Below are 20,070 nucleotides of genomic sequence, written 5' to 3' on the forward strand. Positions count from 1 at the left end.
CTCCGAGCTTGCTTAGGTTAGCCTAACCTCAGTGTCGCGGGTGCCCGGTGTCGTCACCTGGGAGGTAAGGTGACCCTAAGTTGCCACGCCTCGCTGTTCCCCGCTGTTCGGAGCCCTTCACGTGATCACGTCAGTGCCGCCGCACGACACCCCGCGCCGGCCCCCTCGGACCGTGCGCCCGGACGGAGTTCCGCGGCTCCGCGACCCGTCACTCCGGCTCCCGGAGCCCGGGGAGACCGAGGAGTTCTGGGCGCACGTGCGCGCCGCCGGGACCCCGCTCCTCGCCCCTGACCCGCACGGCGACCCCGACCACCTGGCGGTGACGTTCCTGTGGCGCGGCACCGACGCCACCCGTGCCGTGCAGGTCCTCCCCAACAAGCTGGGTGATCCCCGCGCGCCCGAGGGTAACCTGATGGAGCGTGCCCCCGGCACCGACGTGTGGCACTGGACCCTCCGTCTGCGGCACGACTGGCGCGGCACCTACGACTTCTACGTGGACGAGGGCGACGGCCCCGCCCCCGGCGCCCCCGGCTACTGGCAGTGGCTGCGCACCCGGAGGCGGCCCGACCCGCTCAACGCCCGCACCCTGCCACGCCGCTGGGGTGGCAATCCGGTGTCCTACGCGGAACTCCCCGCCGCTCCGGGCGGACAGGACTGGCAGCCGAGGCCGGGCGTCCCCCGTGGGCGCGTGGCCGCCCACGAGGTGCCGGCCGAGAAGCTCGGAGGCACCCGCCGGGTCTGGCTGTACGAACCACCCCTCACCCCGGGGCACCCGGACGGGCTGCCCGTGCTCGTGCTCCTCGACGGTGAGCACTGGCAGCCGAGCCTCGGGCTCGCGCACCTGCTGGACAACCTGATCGCCGACGGCCGCATCCCGCCGCTCGTCGCCCTCCTGCCGGAATCCGTGGACGCGGACACCCGGTGGTCCGAGATGACCTGCCGTCCGGAGTTCACCGCCTTCCTCGCCGACGAGCTGCTGCCCTGGGCCGCCGCCCGACTCCCGGTCACCGGGGTCCCCGCCAGGACGGTCGTCGCCGGACAGAGCCTGGGCGGTCTCTCGGCCGCTCACGCGGCGCTGACCGCCCCCGGCCGCTTCGGCAACGTCCTCGCGCAGTCCGGCTCCTTCTGGTGGCCCGACGGTCCGCAGGCGCAGTGGCTCACCGACCGGATCGCCGGGACCCCGCGCCTGCCCGTCCGCTTCTGGCTCTCCTTCGGCGAACAGGAGTGGGTCGCCCTGCCCGCCGCCCGGCGGCTCCGCGAGGTCCTGGCGGCGGCGGGCTACGACGACGCCTCCTACCGCGAGTTCAACGGTGGTCACGACTACCTGTGCTGGCGCACGGAACTCGCCGACGGACTGGTGGACCTGCTGGGTCCGGCCGCCCCCACGGAGTAGGGGCGGCCCGACGTCAGTTCCGGCCTCAGGCCCGTTCCCGGCCCGGTTCCAACGCGGCGGCACACGCCCCGTGCGGGGCCGGGCCGAACCGTACGGACCACCCCTCGGGCACCTCCCGCCAGACCGGCCAGAGGGACAGCTGCCCCTGGGCGTTCTCCAGCACCAGATGCGTGGCGCGGTCCTCCGGCCCGGGATCGAACGGCCCGCTCCTCGCGCTCACGCGTCCAGCTCCTTCAGGCGGGCCGCCAGGACGTCGGCGACGGTGTCGAGATGACGCTCCTGCATCAACTGCGGGTGGGTGCAGTCGAGGTCGTGGTTGTCGATGGCCCCGGTCACATGGGCCCGCCACGCCTCGCGGGTCAGCCAGTCCTCCGCGCGCGGGGCGGCGGCCGTGAAGAACAGCAGGTCGCCGTCGTACCCCCGGTGCCGGTGCTCGCGCATCATCCGCGCGTGGTTCGGCACGATGTCGACGATCCTCGACAGGGTGCGGTCACCGAGCCCGGCGAGCGGGCTCCCCGCCCGGCGCAGCGTCGCCAGCACGTCCTCACGGTCCCGCTCGTGCGTACGCTCGAAGCCGGCCATGCGCAGGACGGCGGTCAGGGCGTCGCCCTCCTCGGGCGCCGGCCGCTCCCGCCACTGCTCGGCCGGGAAGGAGTCGAGCAGCGCGAGCAGCTCCACCTCCTCACCCGCCTCCTGGAGCAGTACGGCCACGGTGTGCGCCAGCACCCCGCCCACGGACCAGCCCAACAGCCGGTAGGGACCGTGCTCCTGAACCGCACGGATGTGCGCCAGGTAGTCGGCCGCCTCCTCCTCGAGGGTGAGCGGCAGCGCCTCGTCGCCCACGAGCCCGCGCGCCTGGATGCCGTACACCGGCTGCTCCGGGCCGAGGCGAGCCGACAGACCCGCGTAGCACCAGGCGATTCCGCCCGCCGGGTGGATGGCGAACAGCGGGGTACGCCCCTCGCCGCCACGCAGCCGCAGGACGACGTCCAGGGCGTCCCCGGACGCGGGTCCGGTGGAGCCCAGCCGGGCGGCGAGCGCCGCCGGGGTCGGGGACTCGAACAGCGAACCGATCGTCAGCTCCGTGCCGAACTCCTCCCGTACGCGCGCCACGAGCCGCACGGCGAGCAGCGAGGTGCCGCCCAGGTCGAAGAACGCGTCGTCCGGGCCCACCCGACCGACGTCGAGCACCTGCGCGAACAGCCGCGTCAGCGCCTCCTCCCGCGCGTCCGACGGCCGCCGCGATCCGGCGCCGCCGGCGAACACCGGGGCGGGCAGGGCACGCCGGTCCAGCTTGCCGTTGGGGCTCAGCGGGAAGGCGTCCAGCGCCACCACCGCCGCCGGTACCAGGTGTTCCGGCAGCTCCCGCGCCAGTGAGGCCCGTACGGCCACCGGATCCGCGGAGCCGGTGACGTAGCCGACGAGCCGCTGCTCGCCCGGCCGGTCCTCCCGCACCAGGGCGCAGGCGGCGTCCACCCCGTCCCTGGCCGTCAGCGCCTTCTCGATCTCGCCGAGTTCGATGCGCTGGCCGCGGAGCTTGACCTGGTCGTCCGTGCGGCCGAGGTAGACGACCTCGCCCCGCTCCGTCCAGTGCGCCAGGTCCCCCGTGCGGTACATGCGCTGCGCCGGCCGGCCGAAGGGGTCGGCGACGAAGCGGGACGCGGTCAGCTCCGGACGGTTCAGGTACCCGTCGGCAAGCTGACGCCCCGCCAGGTAGAGCTCGCCGGGGACGCCCGGCGGGCAGGGCTGCAACGCCGCGTCGAGCACGTACAGCCGGGTGTTCCACACCGGCCGGCCGATCGGCACCGGGCCGGTGGCGTCCGGGGCGCAGGCGTGGAAGGTGACGTCGACGGCGGCCTCGGTGGGGCCGTACAGATTGTGCAGCTCCACGCCGGGCAGGCCGCGCCCGAAGGCGTCGGCGGTCTCGCGGGGCAGTGCCTCCCCGCTGCAGAAGACCCTCCTGAGGCTCCCGCCCGTGTCCGCCTCCGGGTCGGCCTCCGTGTCCGCCTCCGTCAGGAAGACCTGGAGCATCGACGGCACGAAGTGGCAGGTGGTGACGGACTGTTCGCGGATCAGCCGGGCGAGGTAGGCCGGGTCCTTGTGCCCGCCCGGCTCGGCGACCACCAGCGTCGCGCCCTGGCGCAGCGGCCAGAAGAACTCCCACACGGACACGTCGAACGACGACGGGGTCTTCTGCAGCACCCGGTCGTCCGCCGTCAGCCCGTAGGCGCTCTGCATCCAGCGCAGCCGGTTGTCGATCGCCCCGTGCGACACGACGACACCCTTGGGGCGTCCCGTCGATCCCGAGGTGTAGATGACGTACGCAGGATGGGCCGGGGTGAGGGGCCGCGACGGGTTCACCCAGAGGTACCCCGAGACATCGAGGCCGTCCAGGACGACCAGCGGCGTCCCCGTGTCCTCGGGGAGCCGCCCCGCCCGGTCGGTCACCGCGCACACCGGCGCCGCGTCCCGCAGCATGTACGTCAGCCGCTGCTCCGGGTAGTCGGGGTCGAGCGGCAGATAGGCGGCGCCCGCCTTCAGGACGGCGAGCAGGGACACCACGAGCTCCACCGAGCGAGGCACCGACACCGCCACCACGGCGCCGGGCCGGGCGCCGAGCGTCCGCAGGTGCCGGGCCAGCCGGTTGGCGCGGGTGTTCAGCTCCTCGTAGGTGAGCGCGGTGTCGCCGTACACCAGGGCGGTGGCGTCGGGGGTGCGCGCGGCGCGCGACTCGATCGGACCGATCAGCGTCGTGGGCGGAAGCGTGCGCTCGGTGTCGTTGAACGTCCTCACGACCAGTTCGAGTTCGTCCGCCGTCGCGATGCCGTGGGCGGCCGTCGGGACATGCGGGTCGGCCCGGCTCAGCCGCTCCACCAGGTGCAGGAAGCGCTCCTGGTGGGCGGCGAGCTCCTGGTCGCCGTAGAGGGCGGGATTGCCGTCGTGGTCGATGCGCAGACCACGGCCGTCGGCCCGGTCGTAGATGTTCACCGTCAGGTCGTCGACCGGCCCGGCCGAAAGGTTCCGGGCCCGCGCGGGCGCGCCCGCGAAGTCCACGTCGTAGTCGAAGGGCATGACGTTGACGAGGGGACCCACCAGCCCGCGGTTCTCTCCGAGGAGCCGCAGGTCGCGGCGGATGTCCTCGTAGCGGAACCGCTGGTGGCGGCGGACCTCGCGGATGCCCAGGACCACCTGGCGCACCAGCTCGGCGAAGGTCGCGTCGGGGGACACGTCCAGCCGCAGCGGGAGCACGTTCATCACCATGCCGGGCACCCGGAGCGACACGGACCCCATGCGGCCCATCATCGGGAGGCCGAGCACGACCTCCTGGTGGCCCGTCGCCCGCGAGGTGTAGAGGGCCTGGGCGGCGATCAGGACGTCCGGCCAGGTGGCGCGGAGGCGGGCGGCCAGGTCCCGCACGCCCTCGGTGGCGTCCGGGCCCAGATGGGCCGTACGGCGCAGGAACGTCCGCGAGGGCAGCGCCCCGCGCCCCGCGAGCCGCGGCACCTCGGGCCGGTCGGCGAACGCCCCGCTCCAGTGCGCGCGGTCGGCGGTGAACGCCTCCGATGAGCGGTACGCGGCGTCCTCGTCGACCAGCTCGGTGAGTGTCCCGAAGGAGCGGGGGGCGGGCTCGTCGCCCCGGGCGAGCGCCGTGTAGACGGCGGCGGTCCTGCGTACGAGGAGCGAGTAGCCGAAGCCGTCCATGACGAGGTGGTGGATGCGCTGGTACCACAGCCACCGCTCCTCGCCCACCCGGAACAGCGCGTGCCGGAACAGCGGGCCGGCCGTCAGGTCGAAGGGCTCGGCCAGGTCCGCGCGCATCCACTCCTCGGCCCGCCGGCCGGCGTCGGAGGCGTCCCGCAGGTCGTGCGTCGTGAGCGGCAGCGCGACCGAGGCCCGGACGCGCTGGCGCGGACCGTCGGGGGAGTCCTCGACGGTGACGCGCAGCGCGTCGGCCTCGACGGTCACACGGCGCAGGGCCTCGGCGAACAGCTCCGGGTCGAGCGGCCCGTCGATCTCCAGGCACTCCGCCGTGTTCTGCGCGGGGCTGAGCGGATCGAGGGACTGCGCGAACCACATGCCCGACTGGGCTGCGGTCAGCGGCAGTTCGAGGGGCGCGGTGTCCGGGGCGGCGGCCCCGCCGGTGTCGGTGAGCACGGCGGTCACGAGACCCCCAGCAGCGGGGCCCACGCCTCGATGGCGGGCTGCTCGGCGAGGTCCGCGAAGTCGGCCTCGACCCCGTGGTCACGGCGCCACCGTCCCAGCAGCGCCATGATGCGTACCGAGTCGAGGCCGTGGTCGAGGAGGTTCTCGTCGACGGGGATGTCCGCGGGATCCTCACCGAGGGCGTCGGCGACGTCGTGGCGGATCAGTTCGAGGGTGAGCGCCATGGTGATCAGATCTCCTTCAGGAGCGCGTCGGTCGTGGTGACGACCGCGCAGCGGCCCGCGGCCCAGCGCAGTGCCATGTCGTGGTCCTCGCGCGAGAAGTCCGCCACGGCGTCGGCGACCAGGAAGGCCTGGATGTCCCGCATCCACGCGTCGCAGGCGCTCATGAGCACCCCGATGTGCGCGTACACACCGGTGATCACCAACTGGTCGCGGCCGGACCCGCGGAGCAGCTCTTCGAGCTCGGTGCGCACGAAGGCGCTGTACTTCCACTTGGTCAGGACGGTGTCGCCGGCCGCGGGCGCGACCGCCCCGGGAATCGCCAGGGCCTCGGGGTCGTCGGCGGCGCCGGGGCCCCAGAAGTCGAGCTGGAGCCCGCGTTCCTCGGCCGTCTGGCCGCCGCGCTGCACCGAGTAGACGACCGGCACGCCGAGGCGGCGGCACTCCTCGATGACGCGGGAGGTGTGGTCGAGCATGCCGGTGAGCGGCTGCTCGCCGGGCGGGAACGCGCCGAGGAAGTGGTTCTGCAGGTCGTGGACCAGCAGGACGGCGCGCGCGGGGTCGACCTTCCAGTCCACCCGGTTCGCGGGCAGTTCGGCTTCGGTCGGCAGTGCGTAGGGAGCGATGGCGGGAAGGGCCATGGGGTGGAACCTTTCGGTGCCGCGCAGGGCGGAACTCGGTGCTGAGTCTCAGTGCTGGACGGACGCGGCGCGGCCGGGGAGCGCGTCGGAGCGCAGTCCCTTCTTGCTGACCTTGCCGATGCCGGTCTGCGGGAGGGCCTCGACGAACTCGACGAGGTCGGGGACCTTGTACGCGGCGACACCGCGCTCGCGCACGAGGCGTTTGACCGCCACCGGCTTCAGCGGCTCGGCGCCCGCGCGCAGGACGACGTAGGCCAGGGTGCGTTCCCCCAGGTACTCGTCGGCCACCCCCACCACGGACACGTCGTGCACCGACGGATGGCCGAGGATGATGTTCTCGATCTCCTCCGGGGCGACCTTCTCGCCACCCCGGTTGATCTGGTCCTTGGCGCGCCCCTCGACGACCAGATGGCCCGTCGGGGTGCGGCGCACGATGTCACCCGTGCGGTAGAAGCCGTCCTCGGTGAACGCCTTCCTGTTGTGGTCGGGCGCGCGCCAGTATCCGCGGATCGTGTACGGGCCGCGGGTCAGCAGGTGCCCGAAGCCCCCCTCGGGCACGTCCTCGTCGGCGTCGTCGACGACACGGATCTCGTCGTCCTCGGAGATCGGCAGGCCCTGGGTGGTGACCACGGTCTCGTGGTCGTCGTCCAGACGCGTGTAGTTGACGAGTCCCTCGGCCATGCCGAACACCTGCATGAGCCGGCACCCCAGCGCGGGCTCCAGCCTGCGGGCGGCCGCCTCGCTGTACTTGGCGCCGCCGACGAGGACCAGCTCCAGGCTCGACAGGTCGTGCCCGGTGCCGGGGCCGGCCTCCGTCCAGACCAGGGCGAGGGGCGGCACCATCCCCGTCATCGTGACGCGTTCGCTCTCCACCAGCGGGAACGCCGTCGCCGGATCGGGGCCGGGGCACAGCACCACGGTCCCCCCGGCGTACAGCGCCCCGAGCCATCCGGGCGAGCTCATCGGGAAGTTGTGCGCGGCCGGGAGCACGACGAGGAAGCGGGTGCCGGCGTCGACACCGCAGATCTCGTTGGACCCGCGCAGCGAGTAGATGTAGTCGTCGTGCGTGCGCGGGATGAGCTTGGGGACCCCTGTGGTGCCGCCCGAGAGCTGGAGGAACGCCAGATCGTGGGGGGCCGGCTCGAACCCGGTGTCCGTGGGCGTGCGGGGCACCTCGGACAGGGCGGTGTGCTCGCCCGGCTCTCCGACGACGAAGACGTGCTTCAGGCTGGGTGTGCGCTCCTTGACCTTCGAGGCGAGCGCGAGGTGGTCGAAGCCGGCGTGACGGTCCGGGACCACGTAGGCGACGGCCTCGGTGAAGGAGCAGAAGTACGCGATCTCCGTCTCCCGGTGCGCGGGGAGCGCGTAGACCGGCAGCGCGCCGATGCGGAAGAGCGCGAAGACTACCTCGACGAACTCGGCCACGTTGGGGAGCTGTACGACGACCCGGTCGCCCCGGGATATCCCACGGGCGGTGAACCCGGCGGCGAGACGGGAAGCCCGCTCGTCCAGCTCCCCGTACGTCCACTCACGGCGTTCGGGAGCCGGATCGACGACCGCGACGCGGTCGGGGTGCGCGGCGGCGCGCTCGCGCAGGAAGCCGCCGAAGGTCTCCCCGCGCCAGTGGCCCGCCGCGCGGTAGCGCTCGGCGAACTCGTCCGGCCAGGTGGGGGCGTCGGCTGTCGGGAGGGTAGTCACAGTGCGGCTCCGACGGCGCTCAGGAACGTGCGGAACTTGGCCGCGGTCTCCGCCGTCTCGGCGGCCGGCGAGGACTCCGCCACGACGCCCGCGCCGGCGAACAGCCGCAGGGTGCGGCCCTCGGCCTCGGCGCAGCGGATCGTCACGACCCAGTCGCCGTCGCCGTCCGCGTCCTGCCAGCCGACCATGCCGGTGTACGCGCCGCGGTCGAAGGGTTCGGAGTCCGCGATGACCTGCCGGGCCACGTCGGTCGGCGTGCCGCAGACGGCGGGGGTGGGATGCAGGGCCGACGCCAGGTCCAGGGCGGTGGACGAGGGGTCGCGCAGCTCGCCGGTCAGCGTCGTCGACAGGTGCCACATGGCGGCGGTCCGTACGAGGGTGGGGCGTTCGGGCACGTCCAGGCTGACGCAGAACGGTGCGAGCGCCTCGCGGATGGCGTCGACCACGACGGCGTGCTCGTGGAGGTCCTTCGGCGAGTCCAGGAGAGCGGCCGCCCTGCGGACGTCCTCCGCCAGGTCGTTGCTGCGCTGGGCGGATCCCGCCAGCGGGTTGGCGACGAGCCGGCCGCCCCGGCGGGCCACGAGGAGCTCGGGGCTCGCCCCGACGAGGGTGCGGCCCGGACCGCTGGGTACGGCGAAGGTGTATCCGTCGGGGTCACGGCGTGCCAGTCGGCTCAGCATGGCCGGCAGGTCGAGGTCGCGCGCCGACGTCAGCTCCAGCGTGCGGGCGAGGACGACCTTGTCGAACTCCCCTGCGCGCATCCGCTGCACGGCCGCGGCGACCGCGTCGGAGTACTCCTGAGCGGCGGGGACCTCGCGTATCCGCCAGTCGGCGCTCCGGTCCACGTCGGGGCCGTGCAGCGCGACGAGCGGGTCCTCGCGCAGGGCGGTCGCCCGCCTGACCGTCTCCGGGACGGCGAGCGCCGCCTCGCCGCCGGGCGCGAAGGGCACGGAGCCCATGACGACCGGTACGGGCCCGCCCGCACGCCGGGCGGCGTCCAGGACCTCCTGCACCCGCAGGGTCAGCGGCCGGGAGTCGTGCGGCACCGGCGCCGTGGTGCCCGAGCCGAGCAGGGTGTGCCGGGGCGTGGCGAGGAAGCGGTCCGTGCCGGGCCGGTAGGCCTCCAGCAGGGCGGTCGCCGCACCGGGGGCGTCGTGTGGGGGAGGAGCGGTGGGAGCGGTGGGTGTGCGCAGAGAGGCAGACATGGGTGGTCTCCAGTGGGGATGGCTCGAGCTGCGGCAGGGTGGCGGGGCTGGGCGGGAATCAGGCCCGCAGGGTGGCTCCGCCGTCGACGTACAGGTCGTGCATGGTGATGTGGCGGGCGCGGTCGGACACGAGGAAGGCGACCGCGTCGGCGATGTCGGAGGGGTCCGCGATCCGGCCGAGCGGGATTCCGGTGCGGTAGGCCGCCGGGTCGCCCTCGATGACGCCGCGGGCGGAGGCCTCCTCGTCGCCCGCGGTCCACATGCCACGCTGCATGTCGGTCAGGGTCGATCCGGGCGAGACGGTGTTGCACCGCACGCCCCGGGACGCCACTTCGAGCCCGAGGCACTTGGTGAACATCACGGCCGCCGCCTTGGAGGCTGCGTACGCGGCCATGTTCGTACGGGGGATGCCCGCGGCGTTGGACGCGACGGTGACGATGCTGCCCGAACCCCGCCCGGTCATCCGGCGGGATACGGACCGTGACACGTGGAAGACGCCGTGGGTGTTGACGGCGAAGGTGGTCGCCCACTCCTCGTCGGAGATGCCGGCGACGGGCGAACCACGGAGGATCCCGGCCACGTTGACCGCGATGTCCAGCGGGCCGAGCGTGCTCTCCGCCTCCGCGACGAGCTCCTCGACGGCCGTGGAGTCCGTGACGTCGAGGATGCGCGCGGTCACCCGGCCGTCGTACGTCCCGGCCAGGGCGGCGACACCGTCCCCGGCCAGGTCCGTGGCGAGGACGCGGGCCCCTCGGGAGGCCAGCGCGTGGACGACCGCCTCGCCTATGCCGCGGCCCGCGCCCGTCACGAGGGCGAGCCGCCCGGCGAGCTCCTGCTCATGGCTCACTTGACCATGGCCTTCCGGATGTCGTCGAGCACCGAGACGGCCGCCTGGGCGCCGCCGAGGCTGGTCCACTTGCTCCCGTCGATGACGGTGGCGTGCTTCTCGCGCACGGCGCCCAGCTGTCCGTAGGCGGGCTTCTCGGCCAGCTCGCCGAGGAGACCGGCGTCGGTGCTCGCGTCGAGGGAGCCGATGAACAGCCAGTCGCCGTCGATCTCTTCGAGGTTCTCGTCGCTGAGCGGCGTGGAGTGACCCTCGCCCTTGTCGTTCTGGATGCCCGGGCGCGTGAAGCCGAGGTCCTTGAGGACGTCACTGATGAAGACGCCCTGCTGCATGACCGCGGTGCCCTTGGCCGAGTAGCGGGCCACGGACACGCTCGCGCCGGCCCGCTCCCCGAGATCGGTCGTGAGGGCCGCGGCGCGGGTCTCGTAGTCGGCGAGGAACTTCTTCGCCTCGTTGGACCTGCCCAGCGTCGTGCCGGTCAGCTGGAGGGCCTTCTTCCAGTCCTTGGTGCCGTCGATGGTGACCACCGTCGGCGCGATCTTCCGGAGCTGGGCGAGCACCTGCTCGTCGGCGAGCTGCCCCGCGAGGATCACGTCCGGCTTCGCCTGGACGACCTTCTCGATGTCCGGGCCGGTGACGGCGCCCACGACGGGGATGCTCCTCGCCTGGTCCGCGAGGTACTGGGGCGCACCCTTCTGGCCGCGGCCCGCGGTCAGTCCCACCGGCTCCACGCCCAGGGCGAGGGAGGCGTCCAGGTCCATCTCGCTGAGCGCGACCACGCGCTCCGGCGTGGCCGGCACCTCCACCTTCGTCCCGGCCGCGTCCGTGACCCGGGTCGTCGCCCCGGCTTCCGCGCCGGCCGTTCCGGCTTTGTCCTCGGAGCCGCAGGCGCTCAGCGTGAGGGCGCAGAGGGTGAGCAGGGCCGCCGACACGACGGGGCGTGCGGTACCGCGGGACGAGGGGGACGAATACGGCGCCATGGCCTGGGATCTCCGTTTGCATCAGACGAATCCCGTTCCGGCGGGGCGCTCTCCGAAGGCTGGACCGGAGAGAAGCGGTACGCGTCGCGCCACTTCAGGGCACAGGTGTGCCCAGGGCCTCGCCGGAACCGGACGAGTTCATTTAGGTTAGGCTAACCTTATGTCGCTAGCGCAAGGGGGTCGGCCGAGATCAGCCGGATCCCGCCCCTCCGAAGGCCCCCCGCCCCAGGGGCGCCCAATTCCCTGGGTCACCACAGGACTTCTGGTCCTGCTCGTGGCCCTGGTGCTGCTCTCCCTCCTCATCGGCACGGGCAACAGCCCCGTGGGACGCGCCTGGGACTTCCTGGCCGGTGACCCCACCGCCCGGGCCGACGCCCGGATCCGGCTGGCCGTCATGGACGTACGCCTTCCCCGCACGCTCGCCGCCGTCCTCGTGGGCACCTGCCTCGGTGCGGCCGGCTGCCTGCTCCAGGCCGCGACCCGCAACCCGCTCGCCGAGACCGGACTGCTGGGCGTCAACTCCGGCGCCGCCTTCGCCGTCGTCCTCGGACTCACGTTCTTCGGCGCCGACTCCCCGGGCGCGCTGCTGGTCTGGGCCCTCCTCGGAGGCATGGCGGCCAGCGCCGTGGTCCTGCTGTTCGCCGGATCCGGACGCACCGCGGGCTCACCCCTGCGCCTCGTCCTGGCCGGCTCCGCGCTGGGCGCCACCTTCCACGGCTGTACGTCGTACGTCCTGCTGGGCACGCAGTCGACGTTCGACACCTACCGCTACTGGACGATCGGCTCGCTCGCCGGGATCGAGATCTCCGACCTCCTCCCCCTCCTGCCGCTCGTCGCGCTCGGGCTCCTCACCGCACTCGGCTGCGCCCGCCCGCTGTCGGCGCTCGGGCTCGGGGACGACGGCGCCCGCTCCCTCGGCCACCACCCCGGCCGGATCCGGCTCGTCGTCGCCGGAGCCGTCTCGCTGCTCGCCGGGTGCGCGGTCGCGGTGGCGGGGCCCGTCGCCTTCCTGGGGCTGCTCGCCCCCTACGCCGCCCGCGCGCTGACGGGACCCCGCATGACGGCCCAACTCGTCCTGTCCGCCCTGATCGCGGCCGACATCATGATCCTCGCCGACGTCCTCGCCCGGGTCGTCATCCGGCCCTGGGAGACCCCCGTCAGCGTGCTGCTCGCCTTCGTCGGCGGTCCGCTGCTCGTCTGGATCGCCCGCTCCTCACGCCTGTCCACCGCGGGGGCAGGGACATGACCGACCTGAGACCGACCGGAGGCACGGTGCCGCACACCCCTGCGACCGGACACCCCGGACCACGCACCGCCACCACCGACGTGACGCCGCCCGACAGCACCGTGCTGCGCAGGGGCGCGTACTCCTGGCTCCTCCCGCGCCGCAGCGCGCTCGCCGCCGCGCTCCTCGTGCCCCTCGTCGCCGTCCTCATCGCCCTCGCGGTGATGGCGAGTTCGACCGGCATGAGCCTGTCGCAGACCGTCTCCGGACTCCTCGGCACCGGCGACGCCGGGACCGTCATGATCGTGCGGGACTTCCGGCTGCCCCGCGTCCTCACCGGCCTCATGGTCGGTGCCGCGCTCGGCATCGCCGGCTGCCTCACCCAGACCCTGGCGGGCAACCGCCTGGCCACACCCGACCTGGTCGGGGTCAACGACGGTGCCACGGCGGCCGTCGTCGCCGCCGCGGCGGGATCCACCACCGGCATGGTCGGCGACTGGTGGCTCGGCCCCGTCGGTGCCGTCGCCGCCGCCGCGATCGTCGTCCTCTGCGCGGGCGGAGCGGGCAGCGCCGGCTACCGGGTCCTGGTGACCGGCATCGGCGTCTCCACCTTCATCGGCGCCGTGAGCGACCTGATCATGTCCCGCGAGAACGACAACACCGCGGGCGGTGTCTTCCTCTGGGCCGTCGGCAGCCTCAACGGACGGGACTGGAGCGTCGGTACGCCGCTGGCCCTGGTCCTGCTCCTCCTCGTACCCCTCGCCCTCGCGGCCGGCCACCGGCTGCAGCTGCTGCGCTTCGACGACGACGTCGCCGCCTCCCTGGGCGTCGACCTGCGCCGGCTGCGCGCGGGCGCGCTCGCCCTCGCCGTCGCCCTCGCGGGCACCGCCGTCGGCGTCGGAGGGCCCATCGCCTTCGTCGCCCTCGCCGCCCCGGTCCTGGCCCAGCGGCTGGCCGGCCCCACCCGGGTCCCCGTCACCGGCTCCGCGCTCACCGGCGCCGCGCTGATCGCCGCGGCCGACGCCCTCGGACGCGTCGCCGCACCCGTCGAACTGCCCGTCGGCGTCGTCACCAGCGTCCTCGGCGGCCCCTTCCTGCTCTGGGTCCTGTTCCGCCCGGACCGTGCCACCGGAAAGGCATGACCATCCCCATGACCGACGCACCCCGCGAGACCGCTCCCGGCCTCGAAGTCAGCGCGCTCCACGCCGGATACCCCGGCCGTCCCGTCGTCGAGGACGTCGACCTCACCGTTCCCGCCGGACAGGTCGTCGCGATCGTCGGCCCCAACGGCTGCGGCAAGTCGACCCTGTTGCGGACCGTCGCGCGACTGCACCGCCCCGAGTCCGGAACCGTGAAGGTCGACGGCGAGGACATATGGGAGCTCGGCCGGCGCCGGGCCGCCCACCGCGTCGCACTTCTGCCGCAGTCGCCCCGCGCGCCCGAGGCCGTCACCGTCGCCGGGCTCGTCCGTTACGGCCGCCACCCCCAGCAGGGCCTGCTGCGCCAGTGGTCCCGGGAGGACGAGAACGCCGTACGCGACGCACTGGAGGCCACCGGAACGACCGCACTGGCCACCGAGCGCCTGGACAGGCTCTCCGGCGGCCAGCGTCAGCGGTGCTGGCTCGCGATGGTCCTCGCCCAGCAGACCCCGGTCGTCCTCCTCGACGAACCGACCAGCGCCCTCGACCTCGGCCACGCCGTGGAGGTCCTGGAGCTGGTGCGGGAGGTGGCCGCAGCGGGCCGCACCGTCGTCATGGTGCAGCACGACCTGGTGGCGGCCTCCCGGTACGCCGATCTCCTCGTGGCCATGAAGGACGGGCGCGTCGTCGCCCGGGGCGAGCCGTCCGCCACGGTCGACGAGGCGCTGGTGAAGGAGCTCTACGGCGTGGAGGCGGACATCCTTCGCGCACCGGGTGACGACGCGCCCGTGGTGGTACCCAGGAGCGGTCGCCTCACGTGGCGGAGGTGACGCGCTTCGGCTCCCTGACCGCCGGGCGGACCGGCCGGGACCGGGGGCCGAAGACGGCCAGGGCGACGGCGCCGACCATCCAGGTGCCGGCGATGAAGTAGAAGACGCTCTGGTAGCCGGTGCGGTTGTAGAGCGCCGCGATGACGAGCGGGCCCGCGGCGTTCGACAGCCGGCCGAGACCGTAGGTGATGCCCGTTCCCAGGGAGCGGCTCCGGGTGTCGAAGAGCTCGGGGGAGTAGGCGTACGCGAGGGCCGTGTAGCCGCGCTCGAACAGGTTCACCAGGAAGCCGAAGACCACGATCAGGAGCGGGTCGAAGGTCAGCCCGTAGAGCAGGCCGCACAGCGCGATGACCGTACCGAAGGCGACGAGACACCACTTGCGCTCGAACCGGTCGGTGACCAGGGAGGCCAGGTAGGAGCCGAGGGGAGCGCCGACCGTGGTCAGGGCGACGTAGAAGACGGACTTCTCGACGCTGAAGCCCTCCTTGGCCAGCAGGGTGGGGGCCCAGCTCGAGTAGCCGAAGAAGCCGATGGTCTGCGTCACCCACAGGACGGTGAGCAGGAGCGTCGGGGCGAGGTACCGCTTCCGCAGCAGCAGGCGCAGCGGGGCCTTGACGGCCGGGGGCTCCTCGACGGGCTCCGCGGGCTCGGCCAGCGGTCCCTTCTCGGCGGTCACCTGTGCCTCGATCCGGCTCAGGACCGCGTCGGCCGCGGCATGGTCGCCCCTGCTCTCGTGCCAGCGGGGCGACTCCTCGATGTGCCTGGAGAACAGCACGAGGAGGATGCCGAGCGAACCCCAGAGGTAGACCAGCCGCCACGACCAGTCGCTGAGCGGGACGACGAGACTGGCGACCAGGTTGGTGGCCGGCGTGCCGCAGATGCCGATGACCATGGCGTACGCCTGGTACTTCCCGCGGACGGCGGCCGGATACATCTCGTTGACGTAGATGACCGCCACGACGGTCATCGCCGACAGACCGGCCGAGGTGAGCACCCGGAAGACGCCCAGAGAGACGACGTCCCACGAGAACACCGAGACGAAGGAGAAGACACCGAAGAACAGGGTGGTGCGGAGCAGGGACTTCTTCCGGCCCCACCGGTCGGCGATCGTGCCCGCGACGACGGAGCCGAGGAACATGCCGACGAACGACAGCGAGGTGACGTAAGCGACCTGATCGACCGTCACACCCCACAGGTCGATGAGTTTCGGGGCGGTCGTCGCGAAGCTGTTGATGTCCGCGAACTCGAAGAAGTAGGCGAACGCGACGGCCAGCAGGGTGATCTTGTGGAAGCGCGAGATCGGCAGCCGGTCCAGCCGGTTCGCCGCATTGGCGTGCTGCATGGGGACGTTCCCTGTCGGAGTGCGGGTGCGGGTGCTGGAGTGGGGAGCGGGTCAGGCGCCTTCGCCGGGCCAGTACAGGCTCATCGGGTTGTCGACGAGGAGCCGCCGCTGCTGCTCGGCGGTGACCGCGATCCGTGGCACGTGGTCGACCAGGAGCCCGTCGTCGGGCATGTGACCGGTGAGGTTGGGGTGGGGCCAGTCCGTGCCCCACAGGACCCGGTCGGGGAACTCCTCGACGACGCGGCGGCCGAAGGGCACGACATCGGTGTACGCGTACTGCTCGCCGTCGAGGGCGGGAGGACCGCTCACGCTGAGGCGTTCGGGGCAGGTCACCTTCACCCAGACGTCGTGGGAGTCGACGAAGCCGAGGAAGCGGCTGAACTGCGGGCCGCCCACCGGCAGGGTCACGTCCGGCCGGCCCATGTGGTCGATGACGAGGGGGGTGGGCAGGGAGCCGAAGAAGCCCTCCAGCTCGGGAAGATCGGCGCTCTCGAAATAGAGCACGATGTGCCAGCCGAGCGGGGCGATCTTCTCGGCGATCGCCGTCAGGTCCTCCTTCGGGGAGGTGTCGACCAGGCGACGCAGGAAGTTGAAGCGCACCCCGCGCACCCCGGCCGCGTCCAGTTCGCGCAGTTCGGCGTCGGCGACGTCCGGCCGGACGGTCGCGATGCCGCGGGCCCGGCCACCGGCCGCGCGGACGGCGTCGGTCATGGCGGTGTTGTCCGCGCCGTGACACGTCGCCTGGACGATCACGGCGCGGCTTACGCCCAACCGGTCATGCAGTGAGGCGAGTTCACTCTTCCCGGCGTCGCAGGGGGTGTACTTGCGCTCCGGGGCGAAGGGGAACGCGGCCTGCGGCCCGAACACATGGCAGTGGGCGTCGACGGCGCCCGCAGGAAGCCGGAACACGGGTACGGACGGATCCTTGTACCAGTCGAGCCAGCCGGGTGTCTTGGGGGAGGGAACCACTGAGATCTCCTGGAGGCGCATGGGGGGAGGAGGAGGGGTGCTGCGGTGGGGGCAGGCGTCCGGCGCCACGGTGGCGCGCGGCGAGTGCGCGGCCACAGGCAGGCGCGGCGGGGGTGCGCGGCGCTCGTACGGGGGCATCCGCCCACGGGGGTGCGTGGCCGCAGGCAGACGCGGCGAGGCCGGGCGGCACCCGTACGGGGCGTCCGCCGGACCCAGCCCGCCCCCGTCCCGAGGGGCCCGTCAGTCGATGTAGCGCAGCCCGGCGGCTTCGAGGGGGCCGCGCATGCCGTACATGTCGAGGCCCAGCTCTCCCGCGGCGAGGCGGCGTCGCTTGCTCTCCTCGTTGTCCTCCCGGCGGCGGGAGGCGTCGGCGGTCTCGGCGACCCGGCCGGCGGGGACCACGACCACGCCGTCCGCGTCCGCGACCACCACATCGCCCGGACGCACCAGGGCGTTGGCGCACACGACGGGCACGTTCACCGAGCCGAGGGTGGCCTTCACCGTCCCCTTGGAGTTGACGGCCCGGCTGAAGACAGGGAAGTCCATCTCCCGCAGTTCGCGGACGTCGCGGCACCCGCCGTCGATGATCAGGCCCACCCCGCCCCGGGCGCGCACCGAGGTGGCGAGGAGCTCGCCGAAGAACCCGTCCTCGCACTCGGTGGTGCACGCCGCCACGAGGACGTCGCCCGGCTGCAGTTGCTCCACGGCCACGTGGAGCATCCAGTTGTCGCCGGGCTGCAGCAGCACGGTGACCGCGGTCCCGCAGAGGGCCGCCCCGGGGTAGACGGGGCGGATGTAGGGGCGCATCAGGCCGGTTCGGCCCATCGCCTCGTGGACGGTGCTGACACCGAAGGGCCGCAGCGCCTCGACGTCCGAGGGGTCAGGGCGTTCGACAGAGCGGTGGACCACTCCGAGTTCGTACATGGCTGTGCTCACTTTCCTTCCGCGGGGTTCAGCGGCCCTGGCGCTTCAGCAGGGCGTGCAGGCGCGGGTACACGGAACGTGCGTTGCGTTCCTGGATGTCGGCCAGGCCGTCCGGGGACAGCCCGGCGGCCTCGACGTAGCGGCGCGTGTCGTCGAAGTGATGGCCGGTCCGGGGGTCGATGTCGCGGACGGCGCCGATCATCTCCGAGGCGAAGAGGATGTTCCGGGTGGGGACGACATCGAAGAGGAGGTCCGATCCGGGCTGGTGGTAGACGCACGTGTCGAAGAAGACGTTGCCCAGGACGTGCTCCTCCAGCGGCGGCTTCCCGAGTGCCATCGCCAGGCCCCGGAACCTGCCCCAGTGGTAGGGGACGGCTCCGCCGCCGTGGGGGATGACCAGGCGGAGGGTGGGGAAGTCCGTGAAGAGGTCCCCCTGCACGAGCTGCATGAACGCGGTGGTGTCGGCGTTGAGGTAGTGCGCGCCCGTCGTGTGGAACGCGGGGTTCACGCTGGTGCTGACGTGGACCATCGCGGGGACGTCGTACTCGGCCATCTTCTCGTACAGGGGGTACCAGGAGCGGTCGGTGAGGGGTGGAGAGGTCCAGTGCCCCCCGGAGGGGTCCGGATTGAGGTTCAGCGCGACCGCGCCGTACTCCTCCACGCACCTGGTGAGCTCCGGTATGCAAGTCGCGGGGTCGACGCCCGGTGACTGCGGGAGCATCGCGGCGGGGACGAAGCGCTCCGGGTAGAGCCGGCTGACACGGAAGCACAGCTCGTTGCAGAGCGCCGCCCACGCGGCGGAGGCGCTGAAGTCGCCCACGTGATGGGCCATGAACGACGCCCGCGGCGAGAAGACCGTCATGTCGATGCCGCGCTCGTCCATCAGGCGCAGCTGGTTGGTCTCGACGCTCTCCCGCAGCTCGTCGTCGCTGATCTTCAGATCGGCTCTTCGGGGGGAGGCCGACGGGTCACCGAGTCCGGCGATCTGCTCGTTCCGCCAGTTCTCCAGGGCGGGCGGAGCCGTCGTGTAGTGGCCGTGACAGTCGATGATCATCGCTGTTCCTCTTCGAAGTGCCTGCGTGCGGTGCCTGCGCGTGCGGATGCGGGAGGGCTGCGTTCCGGCCCGTCCCACCCGGCCGCTGCCACGCCACCGTAACCGTCGATGAAATTGTTGACAATATGCCTGACGAGAAAGTTTCGGGCATCATCGCTGATGCCGCGGCGTGGAGCCGCGCGGGCGGCGAGGGTTTTTCGACGATGTACGGAAGGCGGAGGGGTGACGTCGGATCAGGTCACGGGCCGGACGGGCCGGAGTGCGGTCTCCAGCGGTATCCGGGAGGCGCTCGCGGCGGGCGACATGGTGCCCGGGCAGCGCCTCGTCGAGCAGGAGCTGTCCGAGATCTTCCGCGCGACGCGGAGCTCGGTGCGCGAGGCGCTCCAGGATCTGGCCGCCGAGGGCCTGGTGGAGCTGATCCCCCGGCGCGGTGCGCGGGTGCGGGTGATCTCCGTCGAGGAGGCGGTCCAGATCACCGAGTGCCGGGCGCTGCTGGAGGGGCTGTGTGCCAGGCGGGCGGCGGAGCACGCCACCGAGGAGGTGCGGCAGGAGCTGAAGGACATCGGATCGGCGATGAGCCGGGCGGTGGAGGACGGCGATCCGGAAGCCTACTCGGTGCTCAACCGCCGGCTCCACGAGTGCATCGGTGAGGTCAGTGACCAGAAGGTCGCCCAGGCCCTGCTCGAACGGATGAACGGGCAGATGGTCCGGTACCAGTTCCGTCTCGCCCTGCGCCCCGGCCGCCCGGCGCAGTCGCTGCCGCAGCACCTGGCGATCATCGACGCGGTGGTCGCGGGCGACCCCGATGCGGCGGAGGCGGCTGCCCGGGCGCACGTGGAGAGCGTCGTCGAGGCGCTGCGCGAGACTCCGGCCGCGGCCCGCCCGCACTGACCGGACTCCGGTGGAGGGAGCTCGTCCGCCCGCCATGCCCGCACCGCCCGTGGGCCCGGAGGAGCCGAACGCGGCCCGGACGTGCGTCTCCCGCCCGGTTCGGCTGCTCCGGGCGGGAGGGCGTGGTGGTTCCGGTCAGACGAGGAGCTTGGCCTTGGCCTTGTCGTACTCCTCCTGGCTGAGGTGGCCCTTGTCCTTGAGCTCGGCGAGCTTGGCCAGCTCGGACACATGGCCTCCGCCGGCCCCCGGGCCGTCCTCCGGCCGGGCCGCCTGCCGTACGTACTTCCGGAAGGCCTCTTCCCGGTCCTCGGCCTGCTTGGCCTCGCGCCGCCCCATGCTCTTGCCTCTGACGATCAGATACACGAGCACGCCCACATAGGGCAGCAGGATGACGAAGACCAGCCAGGCGGCCTTGGCCCAGCCGTTCAGGGAGTGGTCCTGGAAGATGTCGGTGACCACCTTGAAGAGCAGGAAGAACCACAGCACCCAGAGGAACACGTACATCATGGTCAGGAAGAGGTTCAGGAGCGGATAGTCGTCCATGGGCCTA

18 protein-coding genes are annotated in these 20,070 nt (G+C 72.7%); 5 read left to right on the top strand and 13 right to left on the bottom strand.

Going from position 1 to position 20,070, the window contains the following annotated elements; genetic code table 11:
• The first annotated feature begins 121 nt into the window (after positions 1–121).
• On the top strand, positions 122–1,393 hold the full coding sequence (fes, locus tag OG488_RS33805; protein ID WP_329236174.1) for an enterochelin esterase: 1,272 nt from the start codon (positions 122–124) through the stop codon (positions 1,391–1,393).
• A gap of 25 nt (positions 1,394–1,418) precedes the next feature.
• Here fes and OG488_RS33810 read toward each other — a convergent pair whose 3' ends face one another.
• Genes OG488_RS33810 through OG488_RS33845 form a run of 8 tightly spaced genes read right to left on the bottom strand, consistent with a single transcriptional unit; the run spans position 1,419 to position 11,146 of the window.
• The gene (locus tag OG488_RS33810) at positions 1,419–1,613 is read right to left on the bottom strand and encodes an MbtH family NRPS accessory protein (RefSeq protein WP_329236176.1); all 195 of its coding nucleotides are present in this window, start codon (positions 1,611–1,613) and stop codon (positions 1,419–1,421) included.
• The gene (locus OG488_RS33815) at positions 1,610–5,557 is read right to left on the bottom strand and encodes an amino acid adenylation domain-containing protein (RefSeq protein ID WP_329236179.1); all 3,948 of its coding nucleotides are present in this window, start codon (positions 5,555–5,557) and stop codon (positions 1,610–1,612) included. Before OG488_RS33815 ends, OG488_RS33810 begins: the two co-directional genes overlap by 4 nt.
• Positions 5,554–5,781: a phosphopantetheine-binding protein gene (locus OG488_RS33820; protein ID WP_329236181.1), complete on the bottom strand. Its 228-nt coding sequence runs from the start codon at positions 5,779–5,781 to the stop codon at positions 5,554–5,556. The genes OG488_RS33815 and OG488_RS33820 overlap by 4 nt, the downstream gene beginning before the upstream one ends.
• A 5-nt stretch (positions 5,782–5,786) precedes the next feature.
• Positions 5,787–6,419 (bottom strand): isochorismatase family protein, encoded by a 633-nt coding sequence (locus OG488_RS33825; protein WP_329236183.1) that lies wholly within the window; start codon positions 6,417–6,419, stop codon positions 5,787–5,789.
• A 48-nt stretch (positions 6,420–6,467) separates the two neighbouring features.
• The gene (locus OG488_RS33830; RefSeq protein WP_329236185.1) at positions 6,468–8,117 is read right to left on the bottom strand and encodes a (2,3-dihydroxybenzoyl)adenylate synthase; all 1,650 of its coding nucleotides are present in this window, start codon (positions 8,115–8,117) and stop codon (positions 6,468–6,470) included.
• Positions 8,114–9,322 (bottom strand): isochorismate synthase, encoded by a 1,209-nt coding sequence (locus tag OG488_RS33835; protein ID WP_329236187.1) that lies wholly within the window; start codon positions 9,320–9,322, stop codon positions 8,114–8,116. Before OG488_RS33835 ends, OG488_RS33830 begins: the two co-directional genes overlap by 4 nt.
• A gap of 58 nt (positions 9,323–9,380) precedes the next feature.
• The gene (locus OG488_RS33840) at positions 9,381–10,169 is read right to left on the bottom strand and encodes a 2,3-dihydro-2,3-dihydroxybenzoate dehydrogenase (protein ID WP_329236189.1); all 789 of its coding nucleotides are present in this window, start codon (positions 10,167–10,169) and stop codon (positions 9,381–9,383) included.
• Positions 10,166–11,146 (bottom strand): iron-siderophore ABC transporter substrate-binding protein, encoded by a 981-nt coding sequence (locus OG488_RS33845; RefSeq protein ID WP_329236191.1) that lies wholly within the window; start codon positions 11,144–11,146, stop codon positions 10,166–10,168. Before OG488_RS33845 ends, OG488_RS33840 begins: the two co-directional genes overlap by 4 nt.
• Positions 11,147–11,306: 160 nt before the next feature.
• Between OG488_RS33845 and OG488_RS33850 the strand changes: the two genes are divergently transcribed.
• Genes OG488_RS33850 through OG488_RS33860 form a run of 3 tightly spaced genes read left to right on the top strand, consistent with a single transcriptional unit; the run spans position 11,307 to position 14,340 of the window.
• Complete coding sequence (locus OG488_RS33850) at positions 11,307–12,392, top strand: FecCD family ABC transporter permease (protein WP_329236193.1); 1,086 nt, start codon at positions 11,307–11,309, stop codon at positions 12,390–12,392.
• Entirely contained in the window at positions 12,389–13,513 is a 1,125-nt protein-coding gene (locus tag OG488_RS33855) for a FecCD family ABC transporter permease (RefSeq protein WP_329236195.1), read from the top strand. Before OG488_RS33850 ends, OG488_RS33855 begins: the two co-directional genes overlap by 4 nt.
• An 8-nt stretch (positions 13,514–13,521) precedes the next feature.
• Positions 13,522–14,340 carry an ABC transporter ATP-binding protein gene (locus tag OG488_RS33860; RefSeq protein WP_329236197.1) on the top strand — a complete coding sequence of 273 codons (819 nt, stop codon included), beginning with the start codon at positions 13,522–13,524 and terminating at the stop codon, positions 14,338–14,340.
• Here OG488_RS33860 and OG488_RS33865 read toward each other — a convergent pair.
• From OG488_RS33865 to OG488_RS33880, 4 genes are all read right to left on the bottom strand, one after another.
• A complete protein-coding gene (locus tag OG488_RS33865; RefSeq protein ID WP_329236199.1) occupies positions 14,324–15,682 on the bottom strand; it encodes an MFS transporter in 1,359 nt (452 codons plus the stop codon). The two genes, OG488_RS33860 and OG488_RS33865, sit on opposite strands and share 17 nt — an antisense overlap.
• Before the next feature lie 51 nt (positions 15,683–15,733).
• Positions 15,734–16,672, bottom strand: coding sequence for an amidohydrolase family protein (locus OG488_RS33870; protein ID WP_329236201.1), 939 nt, complete (start codon positions 16,670–16,672; stop codon positions 15,734–15,736).
• Positions 16,673–16,891: 219 nt separating this feature from the next.
• Positions 16,892–17,575 carry a 4-carboxy-4-hydroxy-2-oxoadipate aldolase/oxaloacetate decarboxylase gene (gene ligK, locus OG488_RS33875; RefSeq protein ID WP_329239199.1) on the bottom strand — a complete coding sequence of 228 codons (684 nt, stop codon included), beginning with the start codon at positions 17,573–17,575 and terminating at the stop codon, positions 16,892–16,894.
• A gap of 28 nt (positions 17,576–17,603) precedes the next feature.
• On the bottom strand, positions 17,604–18,629 hold the full coding sequence (locus OG488_RS33880) for an amidohydrolase family protein (protein WP_329236203.1): 1,026 nt from the start codon (positions 18,627–18,629) through the stop codon (positions 17,604–17,606).
• Between the two features lie 222 nt (positions 18,630–18,851).
• Here OG488_RS33880 and OG488_RS33885 point away from each other — a divergent pair, with 222 nt between their 5' ends.
• On the top strand, positions 18,852–19,520 hold the full coding sequence (locus tag OG488_RS33885) for a GntR family transcriptional regulator (protein WP_329236205.1): 669 nt from the start codon (positions 18,852–18,854) through the stop codon (positions 19,518–19,520).
• A 135-nt stretch (positions 19,521–19,655) separates the two neighbouring features.
• On the opposite strand, the gene OG488_RS33890 is transcribed toward OG488_RS33885, so the two are convergent.
• A complete protein-coding gene (locus tag OG488_RS33890) occupies positions 19,656–20,063 on the bottom strand; it encodes an SHOCT domain-containing protein (RefSeq protein ID WP_329236207.1) in 408 nt (135 codons plus the stop codon).
• Between the last annotated feature and the right edge of the window lie 7 nt (positions 20,064–20,070).

The sequence above is a fragment of the Streptomyces sp. NBC_01460 genome (assembly GCF_036227405.1).
Classification (GTDB): domain Bacteria; phylum Actinomycetota; class Actinomycetes; order Streptomycetales; family Streptomycetaceae; genus Streptomyces.